23 protein-coding genes are annotated in these 25,886 nt (G+C 72.0%); 7 read left to right on the plus strand and 16 right to left on the minus strand.

The window, feature by feature from the left end; all coding sequences use genetic code 11:
* Nucleotides 1-71: 71 nt before the first annotated feature.
* Nucleotides 72-1,661: a protein kinase domain-containing protein gene (locus tag ACWD5F_RS18655; RefSeq protein WP_451255584.1), complete on the minus strand. Its 1,590-nt coding sequence runs from the start codon at nt 1,659-1,661 to the stop codon at nt 72-74.
* Nucleotides 1,662-1,996: 335 nt separating this feature from the next.
* Between ACWD5F_RS18655 and ACWD5F_RS18660 the strand changes: the two genes are divergently transcribed.
* Nucleotides 1,997-3,625: a protein kinase domain-containing protein gene (locus ACWD5F_RS18660; protein ID WP_451255586.1), complete on the plus strand. Its 1,629-nt coding sequence runs from the start codon at nt 1,997-1,999 to the stop codon at nt 3,623-3,625.
* A 55-nt stretch (nt 3,626-3,680) separates the two neighbouring features.
* Here the strand turns inward: ACWD5F_RS18660 and ACWD5F_RS18665 are convergent, their stop codons facing one another.
* Together ACWD5F_RS18665 and ACWD5F_RS18670 are read right to left on the minus strand one after the other, a co-directional pair.
* Nucleotides 3,681-4,223, minus strand: coding sequence for a bacterial proteasome activator family protein (locus tag ACWD5F_RS18665; protein WP_280875995.1), 543 nt, complete (start codon nt 4,221-4,223; stop codon nt 3,681-3,683).
* A 95-nt stretch (nt 4,224-4,318) separates the two neighbouring features.
* Nucleotides 4,319-4,906, minus strand: a complete 588-nt coding sequence (locus ACWD5F_RS18670; RefSeq protein ID WP_451255588.1) for a PadR family transcriptional regulator — start codon at nt 4,904-4,906, stop codon at nt 4,319-4,321.
* Nucleotides 4,907-5,234: 328 nt separating this feature from the next.
* Between ACWD5F_RS18670 and ACWD5F_RS18675 the strand changes: the two genes are divergently transcribed.
* Nucleotides 5,235-5,636 carry a hypothetical protein gene (locus ACWD5F_RS18675; protein ID WP_451255590.1) on the plus strand — a complete coding sequence of 134 codons (402 nt, stop codon included), beginning with the start codon at nt 5,235-5,237 and terminating at the stop codon, nt 5,634-5,636.
* Nucleotides 5,637-5,737: 101 nt separating this feature from the next.
* Here ACWD5F_RS18675 and ACWD5F_RS18680 read toward each other — a convergent pair whose 3' ends face one another.
* Nucleotides 5,738-6,718 carry an NAD(P)H-quinone oxidoreductase gene (locus ACWD5F_RS18680; protein ID WP_451255592.1) on the minus strand — a complete coding sequence of 327 codons (981 nt, stop codon included), beginning with the start codon at nt 6,716-6,718 and terminating at the stop codon, nt 5,738-5,740.
* A gap of 140 nt (nt 6,719-6,858) precedes the next feature.
* Between ACWD5F_RS18680 and ACWD5F_RS18685 the strand changes: the two genes are divergently transcribed.
* Both ACWD5F_RS18685 and ACWD5F_RS18690 read left to right on the plus strand, forming a co-directional pair.
* Nucleotides 6,859-7,893 carry an ATP-binding cassette domain-containing protein gene (locus ACWD5F_RS18685; RefSeq protein ID WP_451255594.1) on the plus strand — a complete coding sequence of 345 codons (1,035 nt, stop codon included), beginning with the start codon at nt 6,859-6,861 and terminating at the stop codon, nt 7,891-7,893.
* Nucleotides 7,890-8,738 (plus strand): ABC transporter permease, encoded by an 849-nt coding sequence (locus tag ACWD5F_RS18690; RefSeq protein WP_451255596.1) that lies wholly within the window; start codon nt 7,890-7,892, stop codon nt 8,736-8,738. The genes ACWD5F_RS18685 and ACWD5F_RS18690 overlap by 4 nt, the downstream gene beginning before the upstream one ends.
* A gap of 24 nt (nt 8,739-8,762) precedes the next feature.
* Here the strand turns inward: ACWD5F_RS18690 and ACWD5F_RS18695 are convergent, their stop codons facing one another.
* The 6 genes from ACWD5F_RS18695 to pdhA form a co-directional block, all read right to left on the minus strand.
* Nucleotides 8,763-9,860 carry a potassium channel family protein gene (locus tag ACWD5F_RS18695; RefSeq protein WP_451255598.1) on the minus strand — a complete coding sequence of 366 codons (1,098 nt, stop codon included), beginning with the start codon at nt 9,858-9,860 and terminating at the stop codon, nt 8,763-8,765.
* Complete coding sequence (locus ACWD5F_RS18700) at nt 9,857-11,254, minus strand: molybdopterin molybdotransferase MoeA (protein ID WP_451255600.1); 1,398 nt, start codon at nt 11,252-11,254, stop codon at nt 9,857-9,859. Before ACWD5F_RS18700 ends, ACWD5F_RS18695 begins: the two co-directional genes overlap by 4 nt.
* On the minus strand, nt 11,251-12,408 hold the full coding sequence (locus ACWD5F_RS18705) for an NTP transferase domain-containing protein (RefSeq protein WP_451255602.1): 1,158 nt from the start codon (nt 12,406-12,408) through the stop codon (nt 11,251-11,253). The genes ACWD5F_RS18700 and ACWD5F_RS18705 overlap by 4 nt, the downstream gene beginning before the upstream one ends.
* Before the next feature lie 377 nt (nt 12,409-12,785).
* On the minus strand, nt 12,786-14,240 hold the full coding sequence (locus ACWD5F_RS18710) for a dihydrolipoamide acetyltransferase family protein (protein ID WP_451255604.1): 1,455 nt from the start codon (nt 14,238-14,240) through the stop codon (nt 12,786-12,788).
* Complete coding sequence (locus tag ACWD5F_RS18715) at nt 14,240-15,244, minus strand: alpha-ketoacid dehydrogenase subunit beta (protein WP_450350523.1); 1,005 nt, start codon at nt 15,242-15,244, stop codon at nt 14,240-14,242. The genes ACWD5F_RS18710 and ACWD5F_RS18715 overlap by 1 nt, the downstream gene beginning before the upstream one ends.
* Entirely contained in the window at nt 15,244-16,377 is a 1,134-nt protein-coding gene (gene pdhA, locus ACWD5F_RS18720; protein WP_451255606.1) for a pyruvate dehydrogenase (acetyl-transferring) E1 component subunit alpha, read from the minus strand. Before pdhA ends, ACWD5F_RS18715 begins: the two co-directional genes overlap by 1 nt.
* Nucleotides 16,378-16,551: 174 nt before the next feature.
* On the opposite strand from pdhA, the gene ACWD5F_RS18725 reads away from it, so the two are divergent.
* Nucleotides 16,552-17,070 (plus strand): Lrp/AsnC family transcriptional regulator, encoded by a 519-nt coding sequence (locus tag ACWD5F_RS18725; protein ID WP_450350525.1) that lies wholly within the window; start codon nt 16,552-16,554, stop codon nt 17,068-17,070.
* A 13-nt stretch (nt 17,071-17,083) separates the two neighbouring features.
* On the opposite strand, the gene ACWD5F_RS18730 is transcribed toward ACWD5F_RS18725, so the two are convergent.
* Together ACWD5F_RS18730 and ACWD5F_RS18735 are read right to left on the minus strand one after the other, a co-directional pair.
* Nucleotides 17,084-17,674 (minus strand): TetR/AcrR family transcriptional regulator, encoded by a 591-nt coding sequence (locus tag ACWD5F_RS18730; RefSeq protein ID WP_451255608.1) that lies wholly within the window; start codon nt 17,672-17,674, stop codon nt 17,084-17,086.
* Nucleotides 17,671-19,188, minus strand: a complete 1,518-nt coding sequence (locus ACWD5F_RS18735) for a 3-hydroxyacyl-CoA dehydrogenase (RefSeq protein ID WP_451255610.1) — start codon at nt 19,186-19,188, stop codon at nt 17,671-17,673. Before ACWD5F_RS18735 ends, ACWD5F_RS18730 begins: the two co-directional genes overlap by 4 nt.
* A gap of 170 nt (nt 19,189-19,358) precedes the next feature.
* On the opposite strand from ACWD5F_RS18735, the gene paaN reads away from it, so the two are divergent.
* On the plus strand, nt 19,359-21,050 hold the full coding sequence (paaN, locus tag ACWD5F_RS18740) for a phenylacetic acid degradation protein PaaN (RefSeq protein ID WP_451255612.1): 1,692 nt from the start codon (nt 19,359-19,361) through the stop codon (nt 21,048-21,050).
* Between the two features lie 91 nt (nt 21,051-21,141).
* Here paaN and ACWD5F_RS18745 read toward each other — a convergent pair whose 3' ends face one another.
* Genes ACWD5F_RS18745 through ACWD5F_RS18755 form a run of 3 tightly spaced genes read right to left on the minus strand, consistent with a single transcriptional unit; the run spans nt 21,142 to nt 24,001 of the window.
* On the minus strand, nt 21,142-21,903 hold the full coding sequence (locus ACWD5F_RS18745) for a TrmH family RNA methyltransferase (RefSeq protein ID WP_451255614.1): 762 nt from the start codon (nt 21,901-21,903) through the stop codon (nt 21,142-21,144).
* On the minus strand, nt 21,900-23,120 hold the full coding sequence (locus tag ACWD5F_RS18750; RefSeq protein ID WP_451255616.1) for an HTTM domain-containing protein: 1,221 nt from the start codon (nt 23,118-23,120) through the stop codon (nt 21,900-21,902). The genes ACWD5F_RS18745 and ACWD5F_RS18750 overlap by 4 nt, the downstream gene beginning before the upstream one ends.
* Entirely contained in the window at nt 23,117-24,001 is an 885-nt protein-coding gene (locus tag ACWD5F_RS18755) for a DUF5819 family protein (RefSeq protein ID WP_451255618.1), read from the minus strand. Before ACWD5F_RS18755 ends, ACWD5F_RS18750 begins: the two co-directional genes overlap by 4 nt.
* A 312-nt stretch (nt 24,002-24,313) precedes the next feature.
* On the opposite strand from ACWD5F_RS18755, the gene ACWD5F_RS18760 reads away from it, so the two are divergent.
* Nucleotides 24,314-25,447 (plus strand): acyl-CoA dehydrogenase family protein, encoded by a 1,134-nt coding sequence (locus ACWD5F_RS18760; protein WP_451255620.1) that lies wholly within the window; start codon nt 24,314-24,316, stop codon nt 25,445-25,447.
* Nucleotides 25,448-25,470: 23 nt separating this feature from the next.
* On the opposite strand, the gene ACWD5F_RS18765 is transcribed toward ACWD5F_RS18760, so the two are convergent.
* Nucleotides 25,471-25,800, minus strand: a complete 330-nt coding sequence (locus ACWD5F_RS18765) for a rhodanese-like domain-containing protein (protein WP_451255981.1) — start codon at nt 25,798-25,800, stop codon at nt 25,471-25,473.
* Nucleotides 25,801-25,886 lie beyond the last annotated feature (86 nt).

Genomic DNA, 25,886 nt, shown 5'->3' on the forward strand with positions numbered 1-25,886 from the left:
GAAAACAGCACGCGCGCGTAGAGGCCGTTTCCGGCTCTACGCGCGCGTGTCAGGTCTGTCGCGATCCTCGGTCAGCCGAGAACGCCCGAGCTCACCGCACCGGCGTCCGTGCCACCGTCCGCGTTCGGGTCCGTCGGTTCGCCCGTCGGCTGGGTCGGCGTCACGCTCGGCTCGTCCGTGGGCTCCTCGGTGGTCGGCTCGTCCGTGGGCTCGTCGGTCGGCTCGTTCGTGGCGCTCTGGGACGGCGTGTACGAGGGCGTGTACGACGGCGTGTAGTTCGAGCCGGAGCTCGTGCCGCTGCCGTCGTCGGTCTGCTCGTCGGTCGGCTCGTCGGTGGTGTCGTCGCTCGGCGTCTCGCTGGCCGAGTCGTCCTCGGTGGACGCCGACTGGGACGGCGACTTCGAGGGGCTCGTACCGCCGTCGCCCGACCCGGTGTTGTTCAGCGCCAGCGCGACGCCCGCCGCGATGGCGATCACCGCGAGCACCGCGAGGATCCACAGCTTGCCGCGGCCGCCGCCCCGGTTGCCGTGCCCCTCGAAACCGCCGTCGTCGCCGTTGCCGTAGCCGCCGGGCAGGATCGGCTGCGGGATCTGGGTCGTACCGGAGGAGTCGCCGGAGGGCAGCACCGACGTGGCGCCGTAGCCCGCCACCGGGGTGCGGCCGTCGTGCATGCCGACCGGGCCTGTGTTCCAGGTGCCGGTGTGGCCGCCCTGGTCGTACAGCATCTGCAGCCCGTACTGGACCAGGCCGCGCATCTCCTCGGCGGTCTGGAAGCGGTCGTCGGGCTCCTTGGCGAGCGAGCGCATCACCAGGCCGTCGAGCTCCGGCGGCGAGGCGTCGGAGACCTCGGACGGCGGGGTCGGGATGTCCTGGACGTGCTGGTAGACCACCGACAGGGGCGTCTCGCCGGTGAACGGGGGCCGCAGCGCGAGGAGTTCGTAGAGGAGGCAGCCCGTCGCGTACAGGTCGGAGCGGTGGTCGACCGCCTTGCCCAGCGCCTGCTCGGGCGAGAGGTACTGCGGGGTGCCCATGACCATGCCGGTCTGCGTCATCGTCGTGGACGCGCCGTGCAGCGCGCGGGCGATGCCGAAGTCCATCACCTTGACGGCGCCGTTGTGCGTGATGATCACGTTCGCCGGCTTGATGTCACGGTGCACGATGCCGTGCTGGTGCGAGTAGGCGAGCGCCTCCAGGACCCCGGAGACGATGATCAGGGCCTGCTCGGGGCCGGGCGCCTCGGCGTTGAGGAGGAGGTCGCGGATGGTGCGGCCCTCGACGATCTCCATCACGATGTACGGCACCGACTGGCCGGCGCCCGCGCCGTAGCCGCCCGTGGTCACGGTGTCCTCGCCGGAGTCGTACACGGCGACGATCGCGTGGTGGTTGAGGCCGGCCACGGACTGGGCCTCGCGGGTGAAGCGGGCCTTGGAGGTCGGGTCCTCGGCGAGATCGGCACGGAGCAGCTTGACCGCGACGGTGCGCCCGAGCCGTACGTCCTCGGCCGCGAAAACCTCGGCCATACCGCCCCGACCCAGTCTGTGGGTCAGCCGGTACCGGCCGTCGCCGACCAGTCCGCCGTTGCCCCACAGCTCCGGTGCGTCCGACATACCGCCGCCAGCCGTCTCGGGGTCGGACGGGCCCTGAGCGTGCTGCTGTGCCATCAGTCCTCGCCGTCGTTTCTGCCCGCGGTGCGCGCGGTGTTGTCACGGTCTCCGTCGGCCACGCTACAGGCTCGGCGCAAGCCTCCGGTCCGGGACGGGTGCCGCGAACCGCACAGGACGGACCGGCCATCAAACCCTCGAACCGTTCGGTGGTGCAACTTGCGTGTACCGCCCGTACAGCCTCTGTAACGCTCTCGCGCAGCTTCTTTCGCGTACGGTCACGGATCGGGCACCGAACTTGACGTGTCAGTGCCCTCCGGCAGACTTGGCCGGTAATGAGTCAGTAGATCAATGACGGTGGGCCGGCTTCTCAAGGCCGATGGGGGACACGGAACATGAGCCAGGACGGCGCACAGGGCCGGTACGCGGGGCGAGCGCTGGCCGGCGGCCGCTATCAGCTGCGCGACTTGCTCGGTGAGGGCGGCATGGCCTCGGTGCACCTGGCGTACGACGCCGTGCTCGACCGGCAGGTCGCGATCAAGACACTCCACACCGAGCTGGGCCGCGAGCAGGCCTTCCGCGAGCGCTTCCGCCGCGAGGCCCAGGCCGTGGCCAAGCTCACGCACACCAACATCGTCTCGGTCTTCGACACCGGCGAGGACGAGTTGGACGGCTCGACGATGCCGTACATCGTCATGGAGTACGTCGAGGGCCGGCCGCTCGGCTCGGTGCTCGACGAGGACGTGCGGCGGTTCGGCGCGATGTCCGCCGACCGGGCGCTCAAGGTCACCGCGGACGTCCTGGCGGCCCTGGAGATCAGCCACGAGATGGGTCTCGTCCACCGGGACATCAAGCCGGGCAACGTGATGGTGACCAAGCGCGGTGTGGTCAAGGTGATGGACTTCGGCATCGCGCGCGCCATGCAGTCCGGTGTCACCTCGATGACGCAGACCGGCATGGTGGTCGGCACCCCGCAGTACCTCTCGCCCGAACAGGCGCTGGGCCGCGGGGTGGACGCGCGCTCCGACCTCTACTCGGTCGGCATCATGCTGTTCCAACTGGTCACCGGGCGGCTGCCGTTCGACGCGGACTCGCCGCTGGCCATCGCGTACGCGCATGTGCAGGAGGAGCCGGTCGCCGCCTCCTCGGTCAACCGGGCGCTGCCGCCCGCGGTGGACGCGCTCATCGCCCGCGCGCTGAAGAAGAACCCGAACGAGCGCTTCCCGAGCGCCGTCGCCATGCGCGACGAGTGCCTGCGCGTGGCCGCCTCCTTCCACGCCACCCCGCCGAGCATCGTCCCCGGCGCCCCCACCCCGAGCGGCTCCGGCGTCGGCTCCGCGGTGTTCCCGCCGGTCGACCAGGCGAGCCAGGCGCCCCCGGGCCCGGTCCACACGCCGTACCAGCCGACCCCGAACCAGAACCCGTACGGCACACCGACGCCCGCTCCGGCGTACGGCTACCCGCAGCAGGGCGGCTATCAGACGCCGGCCGGGTACGGGCAGCAGCCGCAGACCCCGCCGCCCTACAACCTCTCGCCCCAGCCGGGGACCCCCTCCGGGGGCGGCGGCAAGGGCAACCGGCCGGTGGTCGTCGGCGCGATCGTCGTCTCCGTGCTCGCCGTCGGCGGTCTGGTCGCGGCGCTGATGCTCAACAACGGCGGCGGCAGCGGCGACGAGAACAAGGGCGGCGACAGCAGCGCGAGCGCGTCGGCGACCGGCGACGCCTCGCGGTACCGCGGCCCGGACACGTCCAAGACGATCGACTCCGCCGAGTGCTCGGAGCCGCAGGAGTCGTACAACGACCCCGGCAAGATCCGGCTGCCCGACTTCCGCTTCAAGTACATCAAGTCGGTCAAGGAGTGCCTCCAGGCGGCGGGCTGGGAGGTGAAGACCAGCGACGTCCCGGAGAACACGTACGGACAGGGCGCGGTCATCAGCCAGTTCCCGTCCGCCGACACCGACGTCGACCCCAAGAAGATGCCCGAGATCGAGCTGGGCGTCTCGACGGGCTACCCGCCGTCCTGACCGAACGTGAAGGGGCCCGGCAGGTCGGCTGCCGGGCCCCTTCACGTTCGGGTGTCTACAGGTACGGTCCGCCCACCCGGCTGCCCGGGTGACCGTCCTCGCCCGCTTCCTGGCCGCCTACGCCCGGCGGAAGAGCGCGGCGCATCTGCTCCAACTGGGCCCGCGCGGCCATCTGCTGGGCGAACAGCGTGGTCTGGATCCCGTGGAAGAGTCCCTCCAGCCAGCCGACCAACTGGGCCTGCGCGATGCGCAGTTCCGCGTCGCTGGGGGTTCCCTCGTCCCGGAAGGGCAGGGAGAGCCGCTCCAGCTCCTCGACCAGCTCCGGCGCGAGACCGTCCTCCAGCTCCTTCACCGAGCTGCGGTGGATCTCCTTGAGCCGCACCCGGCTCGCCTCGTCGAGGGGAGCCGCCCGCACCTCCTCGAGAAGCTGCTTGATCATGCTGCCGATCCGCATCACCTTGGCCGGCTGCTCGACCTGTTCCGTCACCGGAATCTCGCGGGAGTCCTCGTCTCCGCCGCCGCCAATCGCCATGCCGTCCTGGCCCACGACCAGGATCTGCGGATTGTCCGGCGACCGTTCGTTCCTCGGCATCTCCATGCCGCCATTCTCTCGCACCCGTGCATTTCATCACCGTGGCACCCCCGGTGTTGGGTGATCCACTGTTTCCGGCCCGGCAATTCCGGTCCCGGCGATCAGGCGGGCGGCGACTCCGGCCGATCAGGTGGCGGCGTCTGCGGCCGCCCGCCGCGGACCATCCGCAACAGCCGGGCCTCGCAGTGGTCCAGCCAGCGGATCTCCGCCTCCGCATGACAGATCAGCTGCTCCAGGACCAGCAGCCGGGCCAGCTCGTCCGGGTGCTCGGCGGGCTCCCCGGTCAACGCCCGCGCGCGCTGTCGGACGTACTCGTGCAGCGCGTCCGCGATGTGCCGGCGCTGCGCCTCGACGACCCGGCGCACGTCCACGCCGGGCGCGCCGACCGCGAGGACCAGCTTGATCGCCAGTTCGTCGCGGGGCGCCCCGGACCGCTCCACCGGCCCCGCGAACCAGGCCCGCAGCTCGGTGCGGCCCGCCTCGGTCAGCGCGTACAGCGCCCGGCCGGCCTCGTCGGCCCCGTCCTGGACGACCATCCCGTCCCGCTCCAGGCGGCCGAGGGTCGTGTAGACCTGCCCGATGTTCAACGGCCAGGTGCCGCCGGTACGCGCCTCGAACTCGGTGCGCAGCCGGGAGCCGTAGCGGGGGCCGCGGTCCAGCAGCGCGAGCAGTCCGTGGCGTATCGACATACCTGGATTGTGCAACCGTCCCGCGCCCCTTCGGCCCCCTGGCGCAATCCGGAATGCCGGACCGCGGGGCCGGTGTGAGCCTGGAGACGTGACTCCATGGCTGCGCACGCTGCGCGCGACGGGACGGGTGGTGGGGACGGGGACGGGGGTGCTCGTCCTGTGGTGGGGGGCGGCTGTGCCGTCGTACGGGACAGCGATGTCTTATGGGGCGCTGCCGTCGCCCGGGGTGACCCCGCCGAGCGCCTCTGCCCACGAGGGGACCATTTCGCACGCCCCAGTTCCCGGAGCGACCCCGTCACACGCCCCCGTTCCCGGGGCCCCCGCGGCCGTGGCGGGACCGAAGGCGTCCGGTTCCCCGTCCCCCGAGTCTCCCGACCGCCCCGCCGAACCGTCCCGCGCCGGAAGCGTGGCGGGCGAGGGGCGGGAGCGGCCGGGGCGGGCGGAGACGTCGGCGCCGGCCGACGAGAACGCGGACGGGGAAGAGGAGGACTCGGGGTACGTCGAGGAGGAGGACGCCGGGAGTTCCCCCGACGCCACCGAGTCCCCCCAAGCCTCCGGGACGCCGGGGTTCGCCGTCACCCCGGCCGGCCGGCCGGCGCACCGGCCCGTCACCCACGCCGAGGCCCCCACCGAACCCGTCCTGCGGATCCTGCCCCTGGGCAGCGGCCTGATCCTGATCGGCGTCGGCCTCGGCCTGGCCTTCGCGGGCCTGCGCCTACGCCGCAGATAAACCGCGCGCAAGCAGGACGCCCCAAGGGGCGCGGGGAACTGCGCGACCAGCCCCCACGGCCCGCAGCCGCCCCACGATCCCCGACCACCCCATCCCTGGCGTCAAGGCACCACCAGCAGCACCTTGCCCACGTGCCCGCTCTCCTCCACGACCAGGTGAGCCGCGGCGGCATCCTGCATCGGGATCTCGCGGTCGACGACCGGACGCACGTGCCCGGCGGCGAGCAGCGGCCACACGTGTTCGCGTACGGCCGCGACGATCGCCGCCTTCTCCGCGAGCGGACGCGCGCGCAGCGAGGTCGCGCTGATGGCGCCCCGCTTGCCGAGCAGCGCGGCGATGTTCAGCTCGCCCTTGAGCCCGCCCTGCATGCCGATGATCGCGAGACGCCCGTTGACGGCGAGAGCCTGGACGTTGCGGTCGAGGTACTTGGCGCCCATGTTGTCGAGGATGACGTCGGCGCCCGCCCCGTCGGTGGCCTTCTTCAGCTCCTCGACGAAGTCCTGCTCGCGGTAGTTGACCAGGATGTCGGCGCCCAGCTCGGCACAGCGGTCGAGCTTCTCCTTCGTACCGGCCGTGACCGCGACCTTCGCGCCGACCGCCTTGGCCAGCTGGATCGCCATCGTGCCGATGCCGCTGGAGCCGCCGTGCACCAGCAGCGTCTCGCCGGGGCGCAGGTGGGCGACCATGAAGACGTTCGACCAGACCGTGCAGACCACCTCGGGCAGGGCGGCCGCGCTCTTGAGGTCGACACCGGTGGGCACGGGCAGCAGCTGGCCGGCCGGGACGACGACCTTCTCGGCGTATCCGCCGCCCGAGAGCAGCGCGCACACCTCGTCGCCGACCGCCCAGCCGGTGACGCCGGGTCCGGTCGCGGCGATCCGGCCGGAGCACTCCAGGCCCGGGTAGGGGGAGGCGCCGGGTGGCGGGTCGTAGAAGCCCTGCCGTTGCAGGATGTCGGCGCGGTTGACGGCGCCGGCCACCACCTCGACCAGCACTTCGCCCTCGCCCGGCACCGGATCGGGGACCTCGTCCCACACCAGCGCCTCGGGCCCACCAGGTTCGGGAATCGTGATCGCATGCATGTGAAGGACGCTACCCCCCGGCACCGCGCCGCTCCCGTCCGCCGGGTCCGTACCGAAAAAAGTGTGCGATCACCGATGAGTTCCGGAGAAGGTAAAGGTCTCACCATGCAGAACCCAAGTGCGTGGAAGGAAAACCCACCATGAGCCAGCACACGACCGGCCTGGCCATCGAGACCGCGGGACTGGTGAAGACGTTCGGCGACACCAGGGCGGTGGACGGCGTCGACCTCGCCGTCCCGACCGGCACGGTCTACGGCCTCCTCGGCCCGAACGGCGCGGGCAAGACCACCACCGTCAAGATGCTGGCCACGCTGCTGCGCCCGGACGGCGGCCAGGCGCACGTCTTCGGCCACGACGTCGTGCGCGAGGCCGACGACGTCCGCGCCCGCGTCAGCCTCACCGGCCAGTACGCGTCGGTGGACGAGGACCTCACCGGCGCCGAGAACCTGATCCTGCTGGGCCGCCTGCTCGGCCAGGCCAAGAAGGCCGCGCGGGAGCGTTCGACGCAGCTCCTGGAGGCCTTCGGTCTCACGGACGCGGCGGGCAAGCAGGTCAAGCACTACTCCGGCGGCATGCGGCGGCGCATCGACATCGCCGCGTCCATCCTCAACACCCCCGATCTTCTCTTCCTCGACGAGCCGACCACCGGACTCGACCCGCGCAGCCGCAACCAGGTCTGGGACATCGTCCGCGCGGTCGTCGCCCAGGGCACGACGGTGCTGCTGACCACGCAGTACCTGGACGAGGCCGACCAGTTGGCGTCCCGGATCGCCGTCATCGACCGCGGCAAGGTGATCGCCGAGGGCACGAAGGGCGAGCTCAAGGCGTCCGTCGGCGCCGGTTCCGTACACCTGCGGCTGCGGGACGCGGGGCAGCGGCCCGAGGCGGCCGAGGTGCTGCGGCAGGCGCTGGACGCGCAGGTGCAGCTGGAGCCCGACCCGGTCGCGCTGACCGCCCGCGTGGGCGCGGCGGCGAGCGACAAGGCCGCCGAACAGGCCGCCCGCGCCCTGGGTGAACTCGCCCGCGCGGGCATCACCGTGGACAACTTCTCGCTGGGCCAGCCCAGCCTGGACGAGGTCTTCCTCGCCCTCACCGGACATGACACGCAGGACTCGGCGGAGCAGGGCACGGACAAGGCAGAGCAGGGCAACCGGAAGAGCGAGGCCGTCGCATGAGTACCGCCACGAGCACCGAGACCAAGGACCTCGCCCCCGTCAGCGCCGAGTCCCTCGCGGCGCTGCTGATCGGCGGGGAGCGACCGCCGAGGCCCAGCGCCCTGTCCGCCTCGCTGACCTTCGGCTGGCGGGCCATGCTCAAGATCAAGCACGTGCCGGAGCAGCTCTTCGACGTGACCGCGTTCCCGATCATGCTGGTGCTGATGTACACGTACCTCTTCGGGGGCGCCCTGGCCGGGTCACCGACGGAGTACATCCAGTTCCTGCTGCCGGGCATCCTGGTGATGTCGGTCGTGATGATCACCATGTACACGGGCATCTCGGTCAACACCGACATCGAGAAGGGCGTCTTCGACCGCTTCCGCACGCTGCCGATCTGGCGGCCGGCGGTGATGGTCGGCTATCTGCTCGGTGACGCCCTGCGCTACACGATCGCGTCCGTCGTGATGCTCACCGTCGGCATGATCATCGGCTACCGCGCGGACGGCGGGGTGGCCGGCGTGCTCGCCGGGATCGCGCTGCTCGTCGTCTTCTCGTTCGCGTTCTCGTGGATCTGGACGATGTTCGGGCTGCTGCTGCGCACCGAGAAGTCGGTGATGGGCGTCAGCATGATGGTGATCTTCCCGCTGACCTTCCTGTCCAACGTCTTCGTCGACCCGCACACCATGCCCGGCTGGCTCCAGGCCTTCGTCAACAACAGCCCGATCACCCACCTCTCGTCGGCGGTGCGCGGCCTGATGGCGGGCGACTGGCCGGCCGACGAGGTCGCCTGGTCGCTGGGCTGGGCGGGCCTGTTCGTGGCGGTCTTCGGCCCGGTCACCATGCGGCTGTACAACCGCAAGTAGTCCGGGCGGTCCTCACCGCTCCGGTCAGTGCCGGTGCATCGGGCGGACGTCGGGCGCGATCTGCGTGCCCGGCGACGCCCGCACGATCGTGATCAGCCGGTCCGTCAACTGCAGTGTCCCGACGGCCGGATCGTCGTATCCGAGCACCCGGTGCCCGCGTACGACACTCACCACCAGGTCGTCCGTCTCGCGCGGCTTCCTGCCCACCTCGGCCTTTATGACGGGCCGCTCCACCATGTCGAGCCCGCTGCCCTGCTGGATGAGGTCCTCCATCACCATGCCGGCCGCGGGGCTGAGCACGGACAGGCCGAGCAGCCGGCCGGCCGCGCTCGCGCTGGTGATGACGGCATCGGCGCCGGACTGCTTGAGCAGCGGCGCGTTCTCCTCCTCGCGCACGGCGGCCACGATCTTGGCGCCACGGTTGAGCTGCCGGGCCGTGAGGGTCACCAGTACGGCGGTGTCGTCGCGTTGGGTCGCGATGATGATCTGCCGCGCCCGCTGCACCTCGGCCCGCGTCAGCACCTCGCTGCGGGTCGCGTCCCCGATCACCCCGGCGAACCCGTCGGCGGTCGCCGCCTCGATCACCTTGGCACTGGGGTCGACCACAACGACCTGCTCCTGCTTCAGCCCGGTCGCACAGACGGTCTGGATCGCCGAACGCCCCTTCGTCCCGAAGCCGATGACGACGGTGTGATCGCGCAAGGTGGACCTCCAGCGGTTCTGACGCCATTCCTCCCGGGTCCGTTCGGTGAGGACTTCGAGCGTGGTGCCGACCAGGATGATCAGGAAGACCACCCGCAACGGCGTGATGACGAGGATGTTGATGAGCCGGGCACCGTCGCTGACGGGGGCGATGTCGCCGTATCCGGTGGTGGAGAGGGTGACGGTCGCGTAGTAGGCCGCGTCCAGGAAGTCGACCGAGCCGTCGGAGTTGTCGTTGTAGCCGTCCCGGTCGATCCAGACGATCAGGGCGGTGGCGGCCAGCACCAGCAGCGCCATGAGCAGCCGCTTGACGACCTGTTGGATGGGACGCTCGACGACCTTCTTCGGGAGTTTCACCCGATGGGGCACGAGATGCTCGTCGGCCTGCCGGGCGATCGCGTCATGGCCCGGAAGTTTCACGTGAAACACACCCCGATCCCGGCGAACGCCCAGGGCAGATCGAGCAGTTCGAGCTCCTCACCCGCACGGGACCCACCGGGTGGTACGACGACCAGGGCATCGGCCGCCGCGATACCGCGCAGCATCGCCGGACCGTTGTAGTGCAGCGCCACGGCATGGTCACCGCGCAGCACGACGGGGATCAGCCGGGTGTCGTACGGGTGCCCGTGGACCGCGTCCTGGATCGGCATCGTGTACGGCTCGGGCGCCGGGCGGGCCGCGAGGGTCCGCAGCAGGGGCTCGGCGAGCGTGAGCAGACCGGAGACCGCCGCGAGGGGATTGCCGGGCAGGCCCACGAGGTGCTGGTTCTCCTTGGTGCGGGCCAGCAGCATCGGGTGGCCGGGGCGCACCTCCACGCCGTCCACAAGGAGTTCGGCGCCGATGCGGTCCAGGGTGGGGTGGACGTGGTCGACGGGCCCGGAGGCTGTGCCGCCGGTGGTCACGATCAGATCGGCGGCGGAGCCGGTGACCGCCTTGTGCAGGGCCTTGGCGTCGTCGCCGATCCGGCGGACCGCGATCACGTCCGCGCCGAGCGCCCGCAGCCACGACGGCAGCATCGGCCCGAGCGCGTCCCGGATCAGGCCGTCCCGTGGCAGCCCCTCGGTGAGCAACTCGTCGCCCAGCACGAGGACTTCGACACGGGGAGCCGGTACGGCGGTGAGGGTGTCGTAGCCCGCGGCCGCCGCGAGACCGAGCACCGCCGGGGTCACGAGCGTGCCCAGGGGCACGAGTTGGTCCCCGGAGCGGCACTCCTGTCCCCGCGGCCGGATGTCCTGACCGTGCTGAAGATCCCGCCCGGCGTGCAGGCGTCCCTTGTCGTCGGTGCGTCCGTGCTCGCTGCGCAGCACGGCGGTGGTGTCCGGCGGGATCCGCGCACCGGTGGCGATCCGCACGGCCTCCCCGTCGGTGAGCCGCGCCGGCTCCCCGTGCCCGGCCAGCACCCCCTCGTCCCGTACGTCCCAGGGGCCGGGCCCGGCGACCGCCCAGCCGTCCATCGCCGAGGTGTCGAAGGAGGGCAGGTCGGTGAGGGCGGTCAGAGGGGCGGCGAGGGTGAGCCCGAGGGCGTCCTCGATCCGCACGGAAACGGGAGCGCGCCGCCCGCCGGACCGAGCGGCCCGCGCGGCGATCGCCCTGGCCTCGGCCCAGCCGGTGGCCCGGTGCGCGTCCGCGTGCTGATCGTGCCGGGCGCCGGGTCCGCCGGGGGCGGGCACGGCGTCACCGGAAGCGGAAACGGGACCGGAACCGTGGCCATGAGCATGAGCAGGCGTACGCCCGTTGGGATCCCTCACCAGCGCGAGCACCTCATCGACGTCGAAGTCGGTGTCCTCGGCGTTCCCACCGGTCCGGGCGGTCATCCGGCGTCCGGAGCGGGCTCGGCCTCGGAGTCGTCCTCCTCGGCCCAGCGCAGGGCGAGCGCGGCGGCCTTGCGGGCGGCCTCGGCGACGGCTTCCGGACCACCCCCGGCCTGCGCGGCCGCGTACCCGACGAGAAACGTCGTCAGCGGCGCCGCGGGCCTGGCCACACCATGGGCGGCGTCACGGGCGAGGTCGAGCAGAACGCCGGTGTCGACGTCCAGATCGAGCCCCAGCTCGTCCTTGACAGCGGAAATCCATTCATCCAACACGTGCCCATGCTCCCTGATACGTGCCCTGGCGGCGGCGATGTCGTCCCAGGTGTCGCAGTCGAACGACGCGACGGGGTCGGGGACGCGGGTAAGACGAAGCCCACTGACCAGACGCCGGAGGGGGAGGCCGGTCAGGGGGGAGGGATCGGTGGCGGTGGGATCGGTAGAGGTGAGATCGGTAGAGGTGAGATCGGTAGGAGTGGAATCGGTGGAGGGCGGCGAGCCCGAGGGCGCGGCCGAGCGGGCAGACGTCACCGGGCCGGCGGGGGCCGCGGCAGCGCCGGGCGCGGCGGGCGCAGGCGGGTCCGCGAGCGTTGTCGGGCGCGCATGTGCGGTGGAGGCGTCCGGTCCGGCGGGGCCCACTGCTGCGGACCGGGCGTTCGGAGCGCCGGACCCGTTCGCCTCCGCCCCGGCCAGCGCAGCGAACTCGCGGTGCAGGGCGTCCGCGCGGTACGCGGCGACCAGGGGTTGGTCGCGGCCGTCGGTGTCGGTGAGGAGGGCGCCCTCCGTGTCGCCCGCCCGCAGGACCGCCAACAGCCGCTGCACGGTCGTCGGTTCGAGGAACGGCAGGTCGGCGGAGAGGACGACGACGTGTTCCGCCGTGGTGTGCGCGAGACCGGCGGCGAGCGCGGCGACCGGGCCCCCGCCGGGCGGTTCCTCCCGCGTCCACAGCACGGGCCGGGCGGTGGGGCGGACATCGGCGACGACCACGGTCGTACGCGCGTCGGCACAGGCGGCGAGCACCCGGTCCAGCAGTGCCCGCCCGCCGACCCGCACCCCGGGCTTGTCGGCACCACCGAGCCGCCGAGCGGCACCCCCGGCGAGCACGACGGCGTCGTAGGCCGGGTCGGCACCGGGGCGGCCCGGGGGCTCGTACGAGGTCACCCCCCGAGTATGCGTGCCGTCACGATCACAGGGAACGTGCGGGCGGTGACGCAATCACGGGGTTGCGGGGGTCAGGACGGGACGGGTGGGTCGGGCGCGGGACAGGCATCGGCGCCACGGGCCGCGTCACCGCGCGTGGGACGGGAGGCACGCCTGGGCACAGACCACGCGCCCGCCCGACGCATGCGCCACCGCTCACTACGTGCGGGACGGGAGGCGCGGCCGGACCCGACCACACATCCGCACCCGCACCACTCACCCCGGCTCACCGCGTGCGGGACGCGAGGCGACGGCCCGGCTCAGGCCACGCACCCGCGCCCGCACTCACCCTGATCCTCGCCCAAGCCCCTCGCCCGAGCCCCACGCACGTGCCCCGCTCACAACGTCCGCAGCAGCACCGCCGGTTGTTCCACGCAGTCCGCCACGTAGCGGAGGAAGCCGCCCGCCGTGCCGCCGTCGCAGACGCGGTGGTCGAAGGTGAGGGAGAGCTGGACGACCTGGCGCACCGCCAGTTCGCCCTCGTGCACCCACGGCTTCGGGACGATGCGGCCGACGCCGAGCATCGCGGCCTCGGGGTGGTTGATGATCGGCGTGGAACCGTCGACGCCGAACACCCCGTAGTTGTTCAACGTGAAGGTCCCGCCCGTGAGTTCCGCGGGCGTGAGCGTGCCGGCCCGCGCCGCCTCGGTCAGCCGGGCGAACTCCGCGCTCAGCGACTCGGCGTCCCGCCCGTCGGCGTCCCGCACGACCGGTACGACCAGACCCCGCTCGGTCTGCGCGGCGAAGCCGAGGTGCACGTGCTCCAGTCGGACGATCTCCCTGGCCTCCATGTCGACGGAGGAGTTGAGCTCGGGGAAGCGGGCGAGGGCGGCGGTGCAGACGCGGGCCAGCAGGGCGAGCACGGAGATCTTCGGCCCGCTCCCGGCGTTCATCGCGGCCCGCGCGCGCATGAACTCCGTCGCGTCGGCGTCCACCCAGCAGGTCGCGTCCGGGATCTCGCGCCGGCTGCGGGAGAGCTTGTCGGCGACGGCCCCGCGAACTCCCTTGAGGGGCACGCGAGTTCCCGCGCGCGTGACACCCGACGGGGTGGGTGCGGCGGTCTGCGCGACAGGCGTGGCGGTCTGCGCGAGGGGCGCGGAACCCGTGGCCGTGGCCATGGTCGTCACCGTGCTCGGCGAGACCCCGGTACGCATCGCCTGCTCCACGTCCGCCCGCAGGATCAGCCCGTCGCGGCCGGACCCCGTCATCGCCCGCAGATCCAGACCGTTCTCGCGGGCGAGCCGCCGCACGAGGGGCGAGATGACCGGCACAGGCCCGTCAACCGTCCGGCCGGTCGACCCGTCGGCGGTCTCGACGGTGCCGTCGATCCGCCCCGGTGCGGCCGCGCCATTGCGAACCGGCGCCGTCGAAGCCGTAGAAACCGTGGACACCGCAGGACCCGGCGAAGCCGCGGCGGCACCCGTCGGCTCCGCGGGCCGGACCCGCCGTCGCCGCGCGGGTGCTTCCGAAGTGCCGTACCCCACAAGGACGTTGCCGGAGCCCTCCGCCGAACCACCGGAGGCCTCCGCCGGACCGCCGGACGGCGACCCGCCGACCGCCACCGTCAACAGCGGCGCCCCCACGGGCAGTTCCGCGCCTTCCTCGCCGAAGCGGGCTGTGACCACGCCGCCGTAGGGGCAGGGCACCTCGACCATCGCCTTGGCCGTCTCGACCTCGACGACCGGCTGGTCGATGGCGACGACGTCGCCGACCTGGACCAGCCAGCGCACGATCTCCGCCTCGGTGAGCCCTTCGCCGAGATCGGGCAGTTTGAACTCCAGCACCTGTGCCATCAGCCCTCGGCCTCCCACTGAAGTCGGGCCACCGCGTCCAGGATCCGGTCCACGCCGGGCAGGTGGTGCCGCTCCAGCATCGGCGGCGGGTACGGGATGTCGAACCCGGCCACGCGCAGCACCGGCGCCTCCAGGTGGTGGAAGCAGCGCTCGGTCACACGGGCCGCGATCTCCCCGCCGGGGCCGCCGTAGCCGCCCGACTCGTGCACCACGACCGCGCGCCCGGTCCGCCGGACCGACGCGCACACCGTCTCGTCGTCGAACGGCACCAGGGAGCGCAGGTCGACGACTTCGAGGTCCCAGCCCTCCGCCCGCGCGGCCTCGGCGGCGTCGAGGCAGACGGGCAGGGACGGGCCGTAGGTGATGAGCGTGGCGCTGGTGCCCGGGCGGCGCACGACCGCGCGGCCGATCGGCTCGACGGGGGACGGATCGTCGGGGTTCCAGGAGTCCTTCGACCAGTACAGCCGCTTGGGCTCCATGAAGACGACCGGGTCGTCGGAGGCGATCGCGGCGCGCAGCAGTCCGTAGGCGTCGGCGACGGTCGCGGGCGTGACGACGTGCAGGCCCGGGGTCGCCATGTAGTACGCCTCGGAGGAGTCGCTGTGGTGCTCGACGCCGCCGATGCCGCCGCCGTAGGGGATGCGGACGGTGATCGGCAGGGGCATCGCCCCGCGCGTGCGGTTGCGCATCCGGGAGACGTGGCTGATCAGCTGCTCGAACGCGGGGTAGGCGAACGCGTCGAACTGCATCTCCACGACCGGCCGCAGCCCGTACATGGCCATGCCGACGGCCGCGCCGAGGATGCCCGCCTCGGCCAGAGGGGTGTCCGTGCAGCGGTCCTCGCCGAACTCCTTGGCGAGCCCGTCGGTGACCCGGAAGACCCCGCCGAGGGTGCCGACGTCCTCACCGAGGACGTGCACGGTCGGGTCGGCGGCCATGGAGTCGCGCAGCGCGCGCGTGAGGGCCTGCGCCATGGTGGCCGGCTTGAGGGCGACGGTGGTCATCAGTGCGCCCCTTCCCGCTCGGCCGCCAGCTCCGCCGCCAACTGCTCGCGCTGCTCGCGCAGTTGCGGGGTGGGTTCGGCGTAGACGTGCGCGAAGAGGTCCATCGGGTCGAGCGCCGGGTCCTGGTTCATGCGCTCGCGCAGGTCGGCGGCCATGGTCTCGGCCGCGTCCCGGGCGGCCTGGACACCGGCCTCGTCGAGCAGGCCGCGCTCGGTCAGCTCGTGCTCCAGGAGCGCGATCGGGTCGTGCGCGCGCCAGGCCTCGACCTCGGTGTCACCGCGGTAGCGGGTCGCGTCGTCGGCGTTGGTGTGGGCTTCGATCCGGTACGTGATCGCCTCGACGAGCGTGGGACCGCCGCCCGCGCGTGCGTGCCGTACGGCGTCGGCGAGGACCGCGTGCACGGCCGCCGCGTCGTTGCCGTCGACCAGGCGGCCCGGCATGCCGTAGCCGACCGCCTTGTGGGCCAGGGAGGGGGCCGCGGTCTGCTTGGCGAGCGGGACGGAGATGGCGAAGCCGTTGTTCTGGACCAGGAAGACGACCGGGGCCTGCCAGACGGCGGCGAAGTTCAGCGCCTCGTGGAAGTCGCCCTCGCTGGTGCCGCCGTCGCCGACCATGGCGAGCGCGACCACGTCGTCGCCCTTGAGGCGGGCGGCGTGCGCGAGGCCGACGGCGTGCGGGAGCTGGGTGGCGAGCGGCGTCGAAAGGGGGGCGATGCGGTGCTCGCGCGGGTCGTAGCCGGTGTGCCAGTCGCCGCGCAGCAGGGTGAGCGCCTGCACGGGGTCCAGGCCCCGGGCGACGGCGGCGAGGGTGTCGCGGTAGCTGGGGAAGAGCCAGTCGCGCTCCTCCAGGACGAGCGCGGCGGCGACCTCGCAGGCCTCCTGGCCGGTGCTGGAGGGGTAGACGGCGAGGCGGCCCTGCTTGGTGAGGGCGGTGGCCTGCGTGTTGTATCTGCGCCCGCGGACCAGCTCGGCGTACAGCCGGCGCAGCAGGGCCGGGTCGGCCTGCGCGGCGGCGTCGGTGCCCAGAACGCGGAACGGGTGCGCGTCGGGCAGCAGCGGCGCGGGGTCCGTGCGGGGCTGCCAGGCGGGCGGCGGCGCGGGCCGGTAGGCGCCCCGCTGCTCCAGGACCGTCATGACGGCACCTCCTCGTGCGAACGGCTGTGGACGCGTCACGAGAGTGATGCGCCTCACCTACCGATTGTTCGGTCGTCGGCACATTTTGGCTACAGGCACCTCCAGGCTGTGGACAAACGGTTCTGCACAACCTCAAATGAACGCAGTACGTCCATGGTAGGGAGGCGGGGGGACATGGCACCTGAACAAATGGCCGAAGGATCAGAGGGCAGCGGGAGCGGCGGGGCCGGCGGGCCCCAGCCGCCCGCGCGCCCCCTCGACGCGATCGATCTGGACATCCTTCAGATGCTCCAGGCGGACGGCCGCGCGTCGATACGGTCCGTCGCCGAACGGGTGCATGTCTCGCGCGCCAACGCCTACGCACGGATCAACCGCCTCCTCGAAGACGGCGTCATCCGGGGCTTCGGCGCCCGCGTCGACCACGAACGCGCCGGTCAGGGCACCTCGGCGTACATCACCCTGAAGATCGTCCAGAACTCCTGGCGCACGGTGCGCGAACAGCTCAGACAGCTGCCCGGGGCCTCCCACATCGCGCTGGTGGGCGGGGACTTCGACGTGCTGCTGCTGGTGCACACGCCCGACAACAAGGCGCTGCGCGAGCTGGTGCTCACCCGGCTCCAGAACATGCCGGAGGTGCTCAGCACGCGCACGCTGCTGGTGTTCGAGGAGGAGGACCTGGAGCCGCAGGGCTGACCCGTGTGGCGTGTCAGTCCTGCTTGCGCAGCCCCGAGAAGACCAGCCGTACGACCGCGTCCGCGACCTCGCGTTCGTTCATGCCGCGCCCGTCGGGGCGGTACCACTCGACGATCGAGTTGATCATCCCGAAGACCAGCCGTGTCGCGAGCCGCACCTCCACGTCGCCGCGCACCTCGCCGGCGTCGGCCGCCGCCCGCAGCAGGTCGGCGACCCGGTGGTCGAAGTCCCGGCGCCGGTCCAGGGCCCACCGCTCGGTGCCCGTGTTGCCGCGCACCCGCAGCAGCAGCGTCACGTAGGGCAGCTCGGTGATCAGCACCTCGACCATCCGCCGCACGACGTACTCCAGCCGCCCCTCTGCGCTGCCCACGCGCGCGGGCTCCTCGTCGAGGATCTCGAAGAGGCCGTCCAGGGCCCGGCTCACGGCCCGGCGCAGCAGTTCCTCCTTGCCGGCCACGTGGTGGTAGATCGACGACTTGGAGATGCCGGCCGCCTTGGAGAGGTGCTCCATGGAGGTGCCGTCGTAGCCGCGCTCGTTGAAGACCTGGACGGCGACGGACAGCAGCGTCTCCGGGGTGTACGTGTCGCGCTTGGCGGTGGTCATGACGTGCTGCCCTCCCGCTTGTCGGTGGCGTACGCGTGTCGGTAGAGCGCGAGGGACGGCGCGTAGCGTCCGGACGGGTCGCGCATGTGCAGGTCGTCCAGGAGGGCGTAGGCCCAGTTGCGGCCGAGCCTGCGGCTCCATTCGAACGGGCCCAGGGGGTAGTTGACCCCCTGGCGCATCGCGGTGTCGATGTCCTCCTCGGTGGCCACGCCCTTGGCGACGGCGTCGTGCGCCAGGTCGACGATCCGGGCGACCGTGCGGGCGACGATCATGCCGGGTACGTCCCCGATGAGGCTGACGTCCTTGCCGAGCGCCTGGAAGAGGCCGGTGGCCTCGGTGAGCGTCTGCGGCGAGGTGTCCTGGGAGGCGGACAGGGCGATGCGGGTGGCCTTGCGGTAGTCGAGGGCGAGGTCGAAGTAGACGACGTCGCGGAACTCCACCGAGGTCTGGCCGTCGGCGAGCGCCAACTGGCCGCCGCCGGGCAGCACCAGGCGGGTGCCGTGGTCCTCCTCGTCCTCGCGGACCTGGATGCCCGCCTCGCGCAGCAACGGGAGGAGTTCGGCGGCCGGGCCCAGGTCGCCCTCGACGACGACGTAGGCGGGCGCCCGCTGCGGTTCCGCGGTGTGCGGCTCGGCGGGCTCGGCGTCCTTGCCGTGGTCGTACCAGCCCTGTCCGCTCTTGCGGCCGAGCCGGCCGGACTCCACCAGGCGGCGCTGGGCGAGCGAGGGCGTGAAACGTACGTCCTGGAAGAAGGCCTCCCACACCGAGCGCGTCACCGCTTCGTTGACGTCCTGCCCGATGAGGTCGGTCAGTTCGAACGCGCCCATCCTGAAGCCGCCCGACTCGCGCAGCACGGCGTCGATGGTGGCCGGGTCGGCGCCCTGGGCCTCGTAGACCGCGAACGCCTCGGCGTAGAAGGGCCGGGCGAGCCGGTTGACGATGAAGCCCGGGGTGTCGGCGCAGGCGACCGGCGTCTTGCCCCAGGCGCGGGCCATCTCGTACGCGCGCGTGGCCGACGTGACGTCGGTGGCGAAGCCGGAGACGACCTCGACCAGCGGCAGCAGCGGGGCGGGGTTGAAGAAGTGCAGGCCGACGAGGCGGCCGGGGTTGCGCAGGGCGCCGCCGATGGCGGTGACGGACAGGGACGAGGTGTTGGTGGCGAGCAGACAGTCCTCGTCGACCAGGTCCTCCAGCGCCCGGAACAGGTCCTGCTTGACGTCCAGCCGCTCCAGCACCGCCTCGACGACCAGCGTGCAGTCCGCGAGGTCGGCGAGGTCGGCGGCGGGCAGCAGCCGCGCGCGGGCCGCGTCCCGCTCGTCGGCGGAGAGCCGGTCCTTCGCGACGAGCCGGTCGAGACGGGCGACGATCGCCTCGGCCGCCTCCCGGGCGCGTCCGGGAACGGTGTCGTACAACCGCACGTGGTGGCCGGCGACCAGCGCGACCTGGGCGATGCCCTGGCCCATGGTGCCGGTACCGACGACGGCCACGGGGCTGCTGAGGTCCAGTGCTGTCATGTGCGCGATCCTCCCGCACGGGGTTTTCCACAGATGCGGCGGACCCCCTTGTCCCGACCGATCGTTCGGTTACTCTAACTCTGAGCGGGTGTTCCCGCGCCTTGTTACTGCCCAGGTCATGAGCCCGGCAAAGAGTCACAGTGTTCGCAAGACGAGGAGATGGTCCCCCCATGGCTGCCGAACCGACCGCGCACGAACTGATCGCCAAGCACCGGCCCACACTCGACCAGGCCCTGGAAGCGATCCGTACGCGCGCGTACTGGTCGCCCCACCCCGAACACCCCAAGGCGTACGGGGAGAACGGCAGCCTGGACATGGCGGCGGGCAAGGCCGCCTTCGACGCCCTCCTGGGCACCCGCCTCGACCTGGACCAGCCGGGCACGGACGGCTGGACGGGCGGCGAGGTCTCGCCGTACGGCATCGAGCTGGGCGTCGAGTACCCGCACGCGGACCTCGACGTCCTGCTGCCCGCCATGAAGGCCGGACAGCGCGCCTGGCGGGACGCGGGCCCGGAGGTCCGCGCGGTGGTGAGCCTGGAGATCCTCAAGCGGATCGCCGACCGGACGCACGAGTTCGCGCACGCGGTCATGCACACCAGCGGCCAGGCCTTCATGATGGCGTTCCAGGCGGGCGGCCCGCACGCGCAGGACCGCGCCCTGGAGGCGGTGGCCTACGCGTACGCGGAGCAGGTGCGCACGCCCGACACGGCTCAGTGGACCAAGCCGCAGGGCAAGCGCGACCCGCTGGTCATGACCAAGGAGTTCACGCCGGTCCCGCGCGGGATCGCCCTGGTGATCGGCTGCAACACCTTCCCGACGTGGAACGGCTACCCGGGCCTGTTCGCCTCCCTGGCCACCGGCAACGCGGTCCTGGTCAAGCCCCACCCGCGCGCGGTGCTGCCGCTCGCGCTCACGGTCCAGATCGCGCGCGAGGTGCTCGCCGAGGCGGGCTTCGACCCGAACCTGGTGGCGCTGGCCGCCGAGCGCCCCGGCGAGGGCATCGCCAAGACGCTGGCCACCCGCCCGGAGATCCGGATCATCGACTACACGGGTTCCACGGCGTTCGGCGACTGGCTGGAGACCAACGCCCGCCAGGCGCAGGTCTACACGGAGAAGGCCGGCGTGAACACGGTCCTCGTGGAGTCGGCCGCGAACTACAAGGGCATGCTCGCCAACCTGGCGTTCTCGCTCTCGCTCTACAGCGGCCAGATGTGCACCACCCCGCAGAACCTGCTGATCCCCCGCGACGGCATCGGCACCGACCAGGGCCACAAGACCTTCGACGAGGTGGTCGCGGATCTCGCCCGCGCGGTCGACGGGCTGCTGGGTGACGATGCGCGCGCCAACGGGCTGCTGGGCGCGATCGTCAACCCTGACGTGAAGGCCCGGGTGGAGGCCGCCGCCGGGCTCGGCGAAGTCGCCCTCGCCTCACGGGAGATCACGAACCCCGAGTTCCCGGACGCGGTGGTGCGTACGCCGGTGATCGTGAAGCTGGACGGGGCGAAGCCGGACGACGAGGCCGCGTACATGAACGAGTGCTTCGGTCCTGTCTCCTTCGCCGTCGCCGTCGACTCCGCCGCGGATGCGGTGGCCTTGCTGGGGCGGACGATTCGGGAGAAGGGGGCGATGACTGTCGGGGCGTACACGACCGATGCGGGAGTTGAGGCTGCGGTCGAGGAGGTCTGCCTCGAGGAGGCGGCGCAGTTGTCGCTGAATCTGACGGGTGGGGTGTTCGTCAATCAGACGGCTGCGTTCTCGGACTTCCACGGGTCCGGGGGGAACCCGGCGGCGAATGCTGCGCTGGCCGATGGGGCGTTTGTGGCCAACCGGTTCCGGGTTATTGAGGTGCGTCGGGACGCCTAAGGGGGTGGGGGGTGCGGATTCTGTGCGGCTGACCGTCCGATGTGGCTGGTCGCGCAGTTCCCCGCGCCCCTAAAAACGCTCGGCGCTGCCGTTAAAGGGGTGCCCCTGTTCCGATGCTCCAGTGGTACAAGGTCATCGCCACACTCGTCGCCAAGTTGTAGCTGGAGACCTGCGGGCGCATCGGCAGGGACAGCAAGTGGTCGGCTCGCGTGCGGAGTTCGGGCGAGAGTCCGGCGCGTTCGGAGCCGAAGGCCAGGACGGCGTCGTCCGGGAGTTTGATGCCCCGGATGTCGTCGCCCTCGGGGTCCAGGGCGAACAGCGGGCCCGGCGGCAGTTCTTCGACCGGCAGGTGCTCGACCGTGGTGGCGAAGTGCAGGCCCGCGCCGGCGCGTACCACCGTGGGGTGCCACGGGTCGAGCGTGCCGGTGGTGATCACGCCGGTCGCGCCGAAACCGGCGGCCAGGCGGATGACCGCGCCCGCGTTGCCGAGGTTGCGCGGGTTGTCGAGGACCACGACGGGCGTGGTCCGGGGCAGATGTGCCAGCTTCTCCAGCGCGGCCTCGCGAGACGGTCGTACGGCCAACGCGGCGACCTCGGTCGGATGCGGGCGCGGCACGAGGTTCGCGTACGTCCCCGCCGCCACCTCCGTCAGAAGGCCGGCCAGCGTGTCCCGTACGTCCGGGGCCAGGTCGTCCGCGAGGGCCAGTGCCGCCGCCCGGTCCACCGCGACCGCCATCGGGATGTCGGCCCCGAAGCGCACGGCGTGCTTGAGGGCGTGGAAGCCGTCGAGCAGGACGGAGGCGTCGGCCAGCCGGTGCCAGGTGCTGAGCAGGTCAGGGGCGGAGGCGGTCATGGCGTGAAGCCTACGGGCGCGTGCTCGGGGTTCTCCGGGGCGCGGGGCGCCGGCAGCTCCGTACGACCGGGTCGGACCCGGGCGAGGACGCGGTCACGCGCGCGTGCCGCCCAGCCGCCAGTGCGGAGCAGGAACGTCGTCGGCAGGAAGACCGCGTCCGCCGCGATCATCGCCAGCGAGAAGAACGGCAGCCCCAGGACCACGGCGATCACCGCGTGCTCGAACATCATCGCGGCCAGCAGGACGTTCTTGACCCGTCGGTTGAACAGCGTGAAGGGGAACGCGACCTGCACGATCACGGTCCCGTACGTCACGAGCATCACCATCGTGCCGCTGGAGGAGAGCAGGTCGGCGAGGGCGGGCCAGGGCGAGAAGTAGTCCAGGTGGAGCGGGTAGTAGACAGCGGTGCCGTCCTGCCAGCGCGAGCCCTGGATCTTGTACCAGCCGGCCGTCGCGTAGATCAGACAGGCCTCGGCCATGATCACGAACAGTCCGGCGTTGTGCACGATGTTGCCGATGACGTCGAGCAGGATCCGCGGCTCGCTGCCCTTCGCCAGCCGCCCGACGGCCCACCACACGCCCAGCGCCGACCACATGCCCCACAGGATCACCGGCACGGTCGGGTCGACGCCGTCGAGGCGGCCCCCGGCGGTCACCGCGACCAGCGCGAAGCCGAGCACCGACCACAGGACGGGACCGGTCCGGTCCGTGACGTGCTCGCCGCGCGCGCGTGCCTCGTCCGTGCGCCGCGCCCGTCGCGCGTCCAGCGACCACACCTGGCCGCAGCGGGTGAAGACGAGGTAGATCGACATCAGGTGCAGGACGTTGTCGCCGCCGTCACCCATGAAGACGCTGCGGTTCTGGAGCGAGAGCACGCCGAGCATGAACAGCACGGACATCGTGCGGGTGCGCCAGCCAAGGAGCAGCAGCGCGCCGGTCAGCACGGCGAGCGCGTAGACGATCTCGAACCAGGTCTGTCCGTCCGACCACATCAGGGCCGTGAACGCGTGGTTGTTGGCGATCAGCTGCTGGGCGAGGTCCCAGCTCCAGGGGCTGTCGGGACCGTACAGCTCCTGGCGGTGCGGCAGCTCGCGCAGCAGGAACAGCAGCCAGGTCGCGCTGAAACCGATGCGGACCACGGCGGCCTGGTACGGGCCGAGCGCCGACTCGGTGATCCGGGCGATGGCCGCGGAGACCGACAGGGCGAAGCGGTTCACGCGGCGCCTCCGTCGCTGTCGGCGGCGGTGACCGTCCACCAGGGCAGCACGCGGTACATCGGTTGGTCCGAGATCTTCTCGTCACTCCACTTCGGCGCGGGCACATTGGTGGTACGCGCCCTGACCTGCACGTTCTCTATGACCCCGGTCCGCCCGGCCGCGCCCTCGCGGTCCAGACGCAGCACCACGATCCGCCGCAGATACGTCTCGGACAGGGTGCCGCGCAGACCCGAGGGGCGGTTCTCGGCGTCATGGGTGGAGGCGAAGAAGTCCCAGGCCCGGCGCAGTTCGTTCTGGTCGGTGTGGCTCGGCAGCAGATTGCCGTCTATCGCCCGGCCGTCCTCGGCGGACAGGTCGTACCAGCCGGTGGTGTTCACGTCGCCGTCCTCGGTGTGCACCTCGGCCCGGACCTGGACGGCGATGTTCTGCTGGAGCGGGTTGGGCGCGAAGAGCTTCCAGTTCTGCTCGAACTCCGGGTACACCCAGTCGTCTATCGCGTTGCCGTGCTGCTTGGTGACCGTGTTCGACGGCGCCACGTGCAGAAAGACCAGCGCGAGATGCACGCACACGGTCACCGCGACGACGGCCAGCGCGAGCGCCGCGGCGACCTGATAGCGCGGGGAGAGCGCGGCGACGCCGGTACGGGGATCGGCGGCGGGGGGTATGAAGGCCGGGGGCACCACGACAGAGGGAACAGCGGCGGGGGGTGCGCCTGAAGCCGGCACTGGCGTGGTCGGCACTGACGTAGTCGGCTCGGGCGGGATCGGCTCGGACGTGATCGGCTCTGCCGCCGCGTCGGCAGCGGGAGTCTCCGCCTCGTCCGGACCGCCCGATCCGGCCGGCTCCCGCCGGGCGTCCGAGTCCGTGTCGTACGCGTCCATTCCACCCCGTTTCCCGATCCCGGTCCATCCGCTCCAGCGCGTTCGCACGGGAACGGTACTCAGACCGGCCCGCCCGGCACAGCCCCTCTCGAACGCCTGGTCGTGCCGGTGGTCCACAGCGACTGACACCTTACGGTGCGCGCCCTCCAGCAAATTCAGGACAAACCGGACGATCGGTCGGGACGGGCCGAGCGAAGGCGGACCGGGCAGGAACCGGCCGAGGCGGGTCCACCCTCGACCATTCCCTTCTTCTAGAACCTGTTCTATCTTGACGCACCGTCAGATCAACGGAGCCGCCGAGAGGACTGGACCGTGGACTTCACCTTCACCGAGGAGCAGCAGGCGGCGGCAGAGGCGGCGCGGGGCGTGTTCGCCGGAGTCGCCCCCGACGCGGTGCCGAGTCCCGCGCTCGTCGCGGGCGCCGTCGCCGACGACTTCGACCGCGCGCTGTGGGCCACGCTCGCCGAGGCGGACCTGCTGAGCCTGCTGCTGGACGCGGAGTACGGCGGGGCCGGCCTGGACGCGATCGCGCTGTGCCAGGTGCTGCGCGAGTCCGCGAAGGTGCTGGCCAGGGTGCCGTTGCTGGAGAGCAGCGCGGCCGCGGCCGCCGTACAGACGTACGGCGGCGAGGAGTTGAGGTCGGCCCTGCTCGCGCCGGCGGGCCGCGGCGAACTGGTGCTGACCGTCGCCTCCAGCGGACGTACCGGCCACGACGGGGCCGAACTCGCCGTGACCGCACGGCAGGACGGCGACGCGTGGATCCTGGACGGGGTGCAGACGGCGGTGCCGTGGGCCCAGGTCGCCGACCACATCCTCGTACCCGCGCACACGGCCACGGACCGGACGGTGCTCGCGGTGGTCCCCCGCGTCCACGAGGGCGTCGGCCTGGGAGAGCAGTTCTCCACCAACGGCGAGCGGCTCGGCGAACTGCGCCTGGAGTCCGCCCGGATCGCCGCCCGTGACGTCATCGACGCCGACGGCGCCTGGGAGTGGCTGCGCGAGCTGCTGACCACCGGGACGTGCGCGCTGGCGCTCGGTCTCGGCGAGCGGGTGCTGCGCATGACCAGCGAATACACCGGCAAGCGGGAGCAGTTCGGGTTCCCGGTCGCCACCTTCCAGGCGGTGGCCGTGCAGGCCGCGGACCGTTACATCGACCTGCGGGCGATGGAGGCGACGCTGTGGCAGGCCGCCTGGCGGGTCGCCTCGGGGGCGCCGGGCGCGCTGCCGGTCTCCGGTGACGTGGCCGTCGCCAAGATCTGGGCCTCGGAGGGCGTACGACGGATCGTGCAGACGGCACAGCATCTGCACGGCGGCTTCGGGGCCGACGTCGAGTACCCGCTGCACCGGTACCACGCCTGGGCCAAGCACCTGGAACTGTCGCTCGGCCCCGCTGCGGCGCACGAGGAAGCCCTGGGCGACCTGTTGGCGGCGCACCCGCTCAGCTGACCCGCCCCGATCGGCCGAGACGTCTAGAGAACGAATCCGGTCCCGCCGTCGTCCGTCACGACGGGTCGGCCCGCCGCGGCCCACACCTGCATGCCGCCGTCGACGTTCACGGCGTCGATGCCCTGCTGGACCAGATACGTCGTGACCTGCGCCGAACGCCCGCCGGAACGGCAGATCACATTGACCTTGCCGTCCTGCGGCGCGGCCTCGGTCAGCTCGCCGTACCGGGCCACGAACTCACTGATCGGGATGTGCAGGGCACCTTCCGCGTGCCCCGCCTCCCACTCGTCGTCCTCACGGACGTCGAGCAGGAAGTCGCCGTCCTTGAGATCCCCGACCTCGACCGTGGGCACACCAGCTCCAAAATGCATGCCCCGACGCTACCCGACGCGCCCGACACCATGCCGGGCCGGTTGCTTCGCCCGCCGTCGGGCCGGCC

This window comes from Streptomyces sp. NPDC002499 (assembly GCF_053595415.1).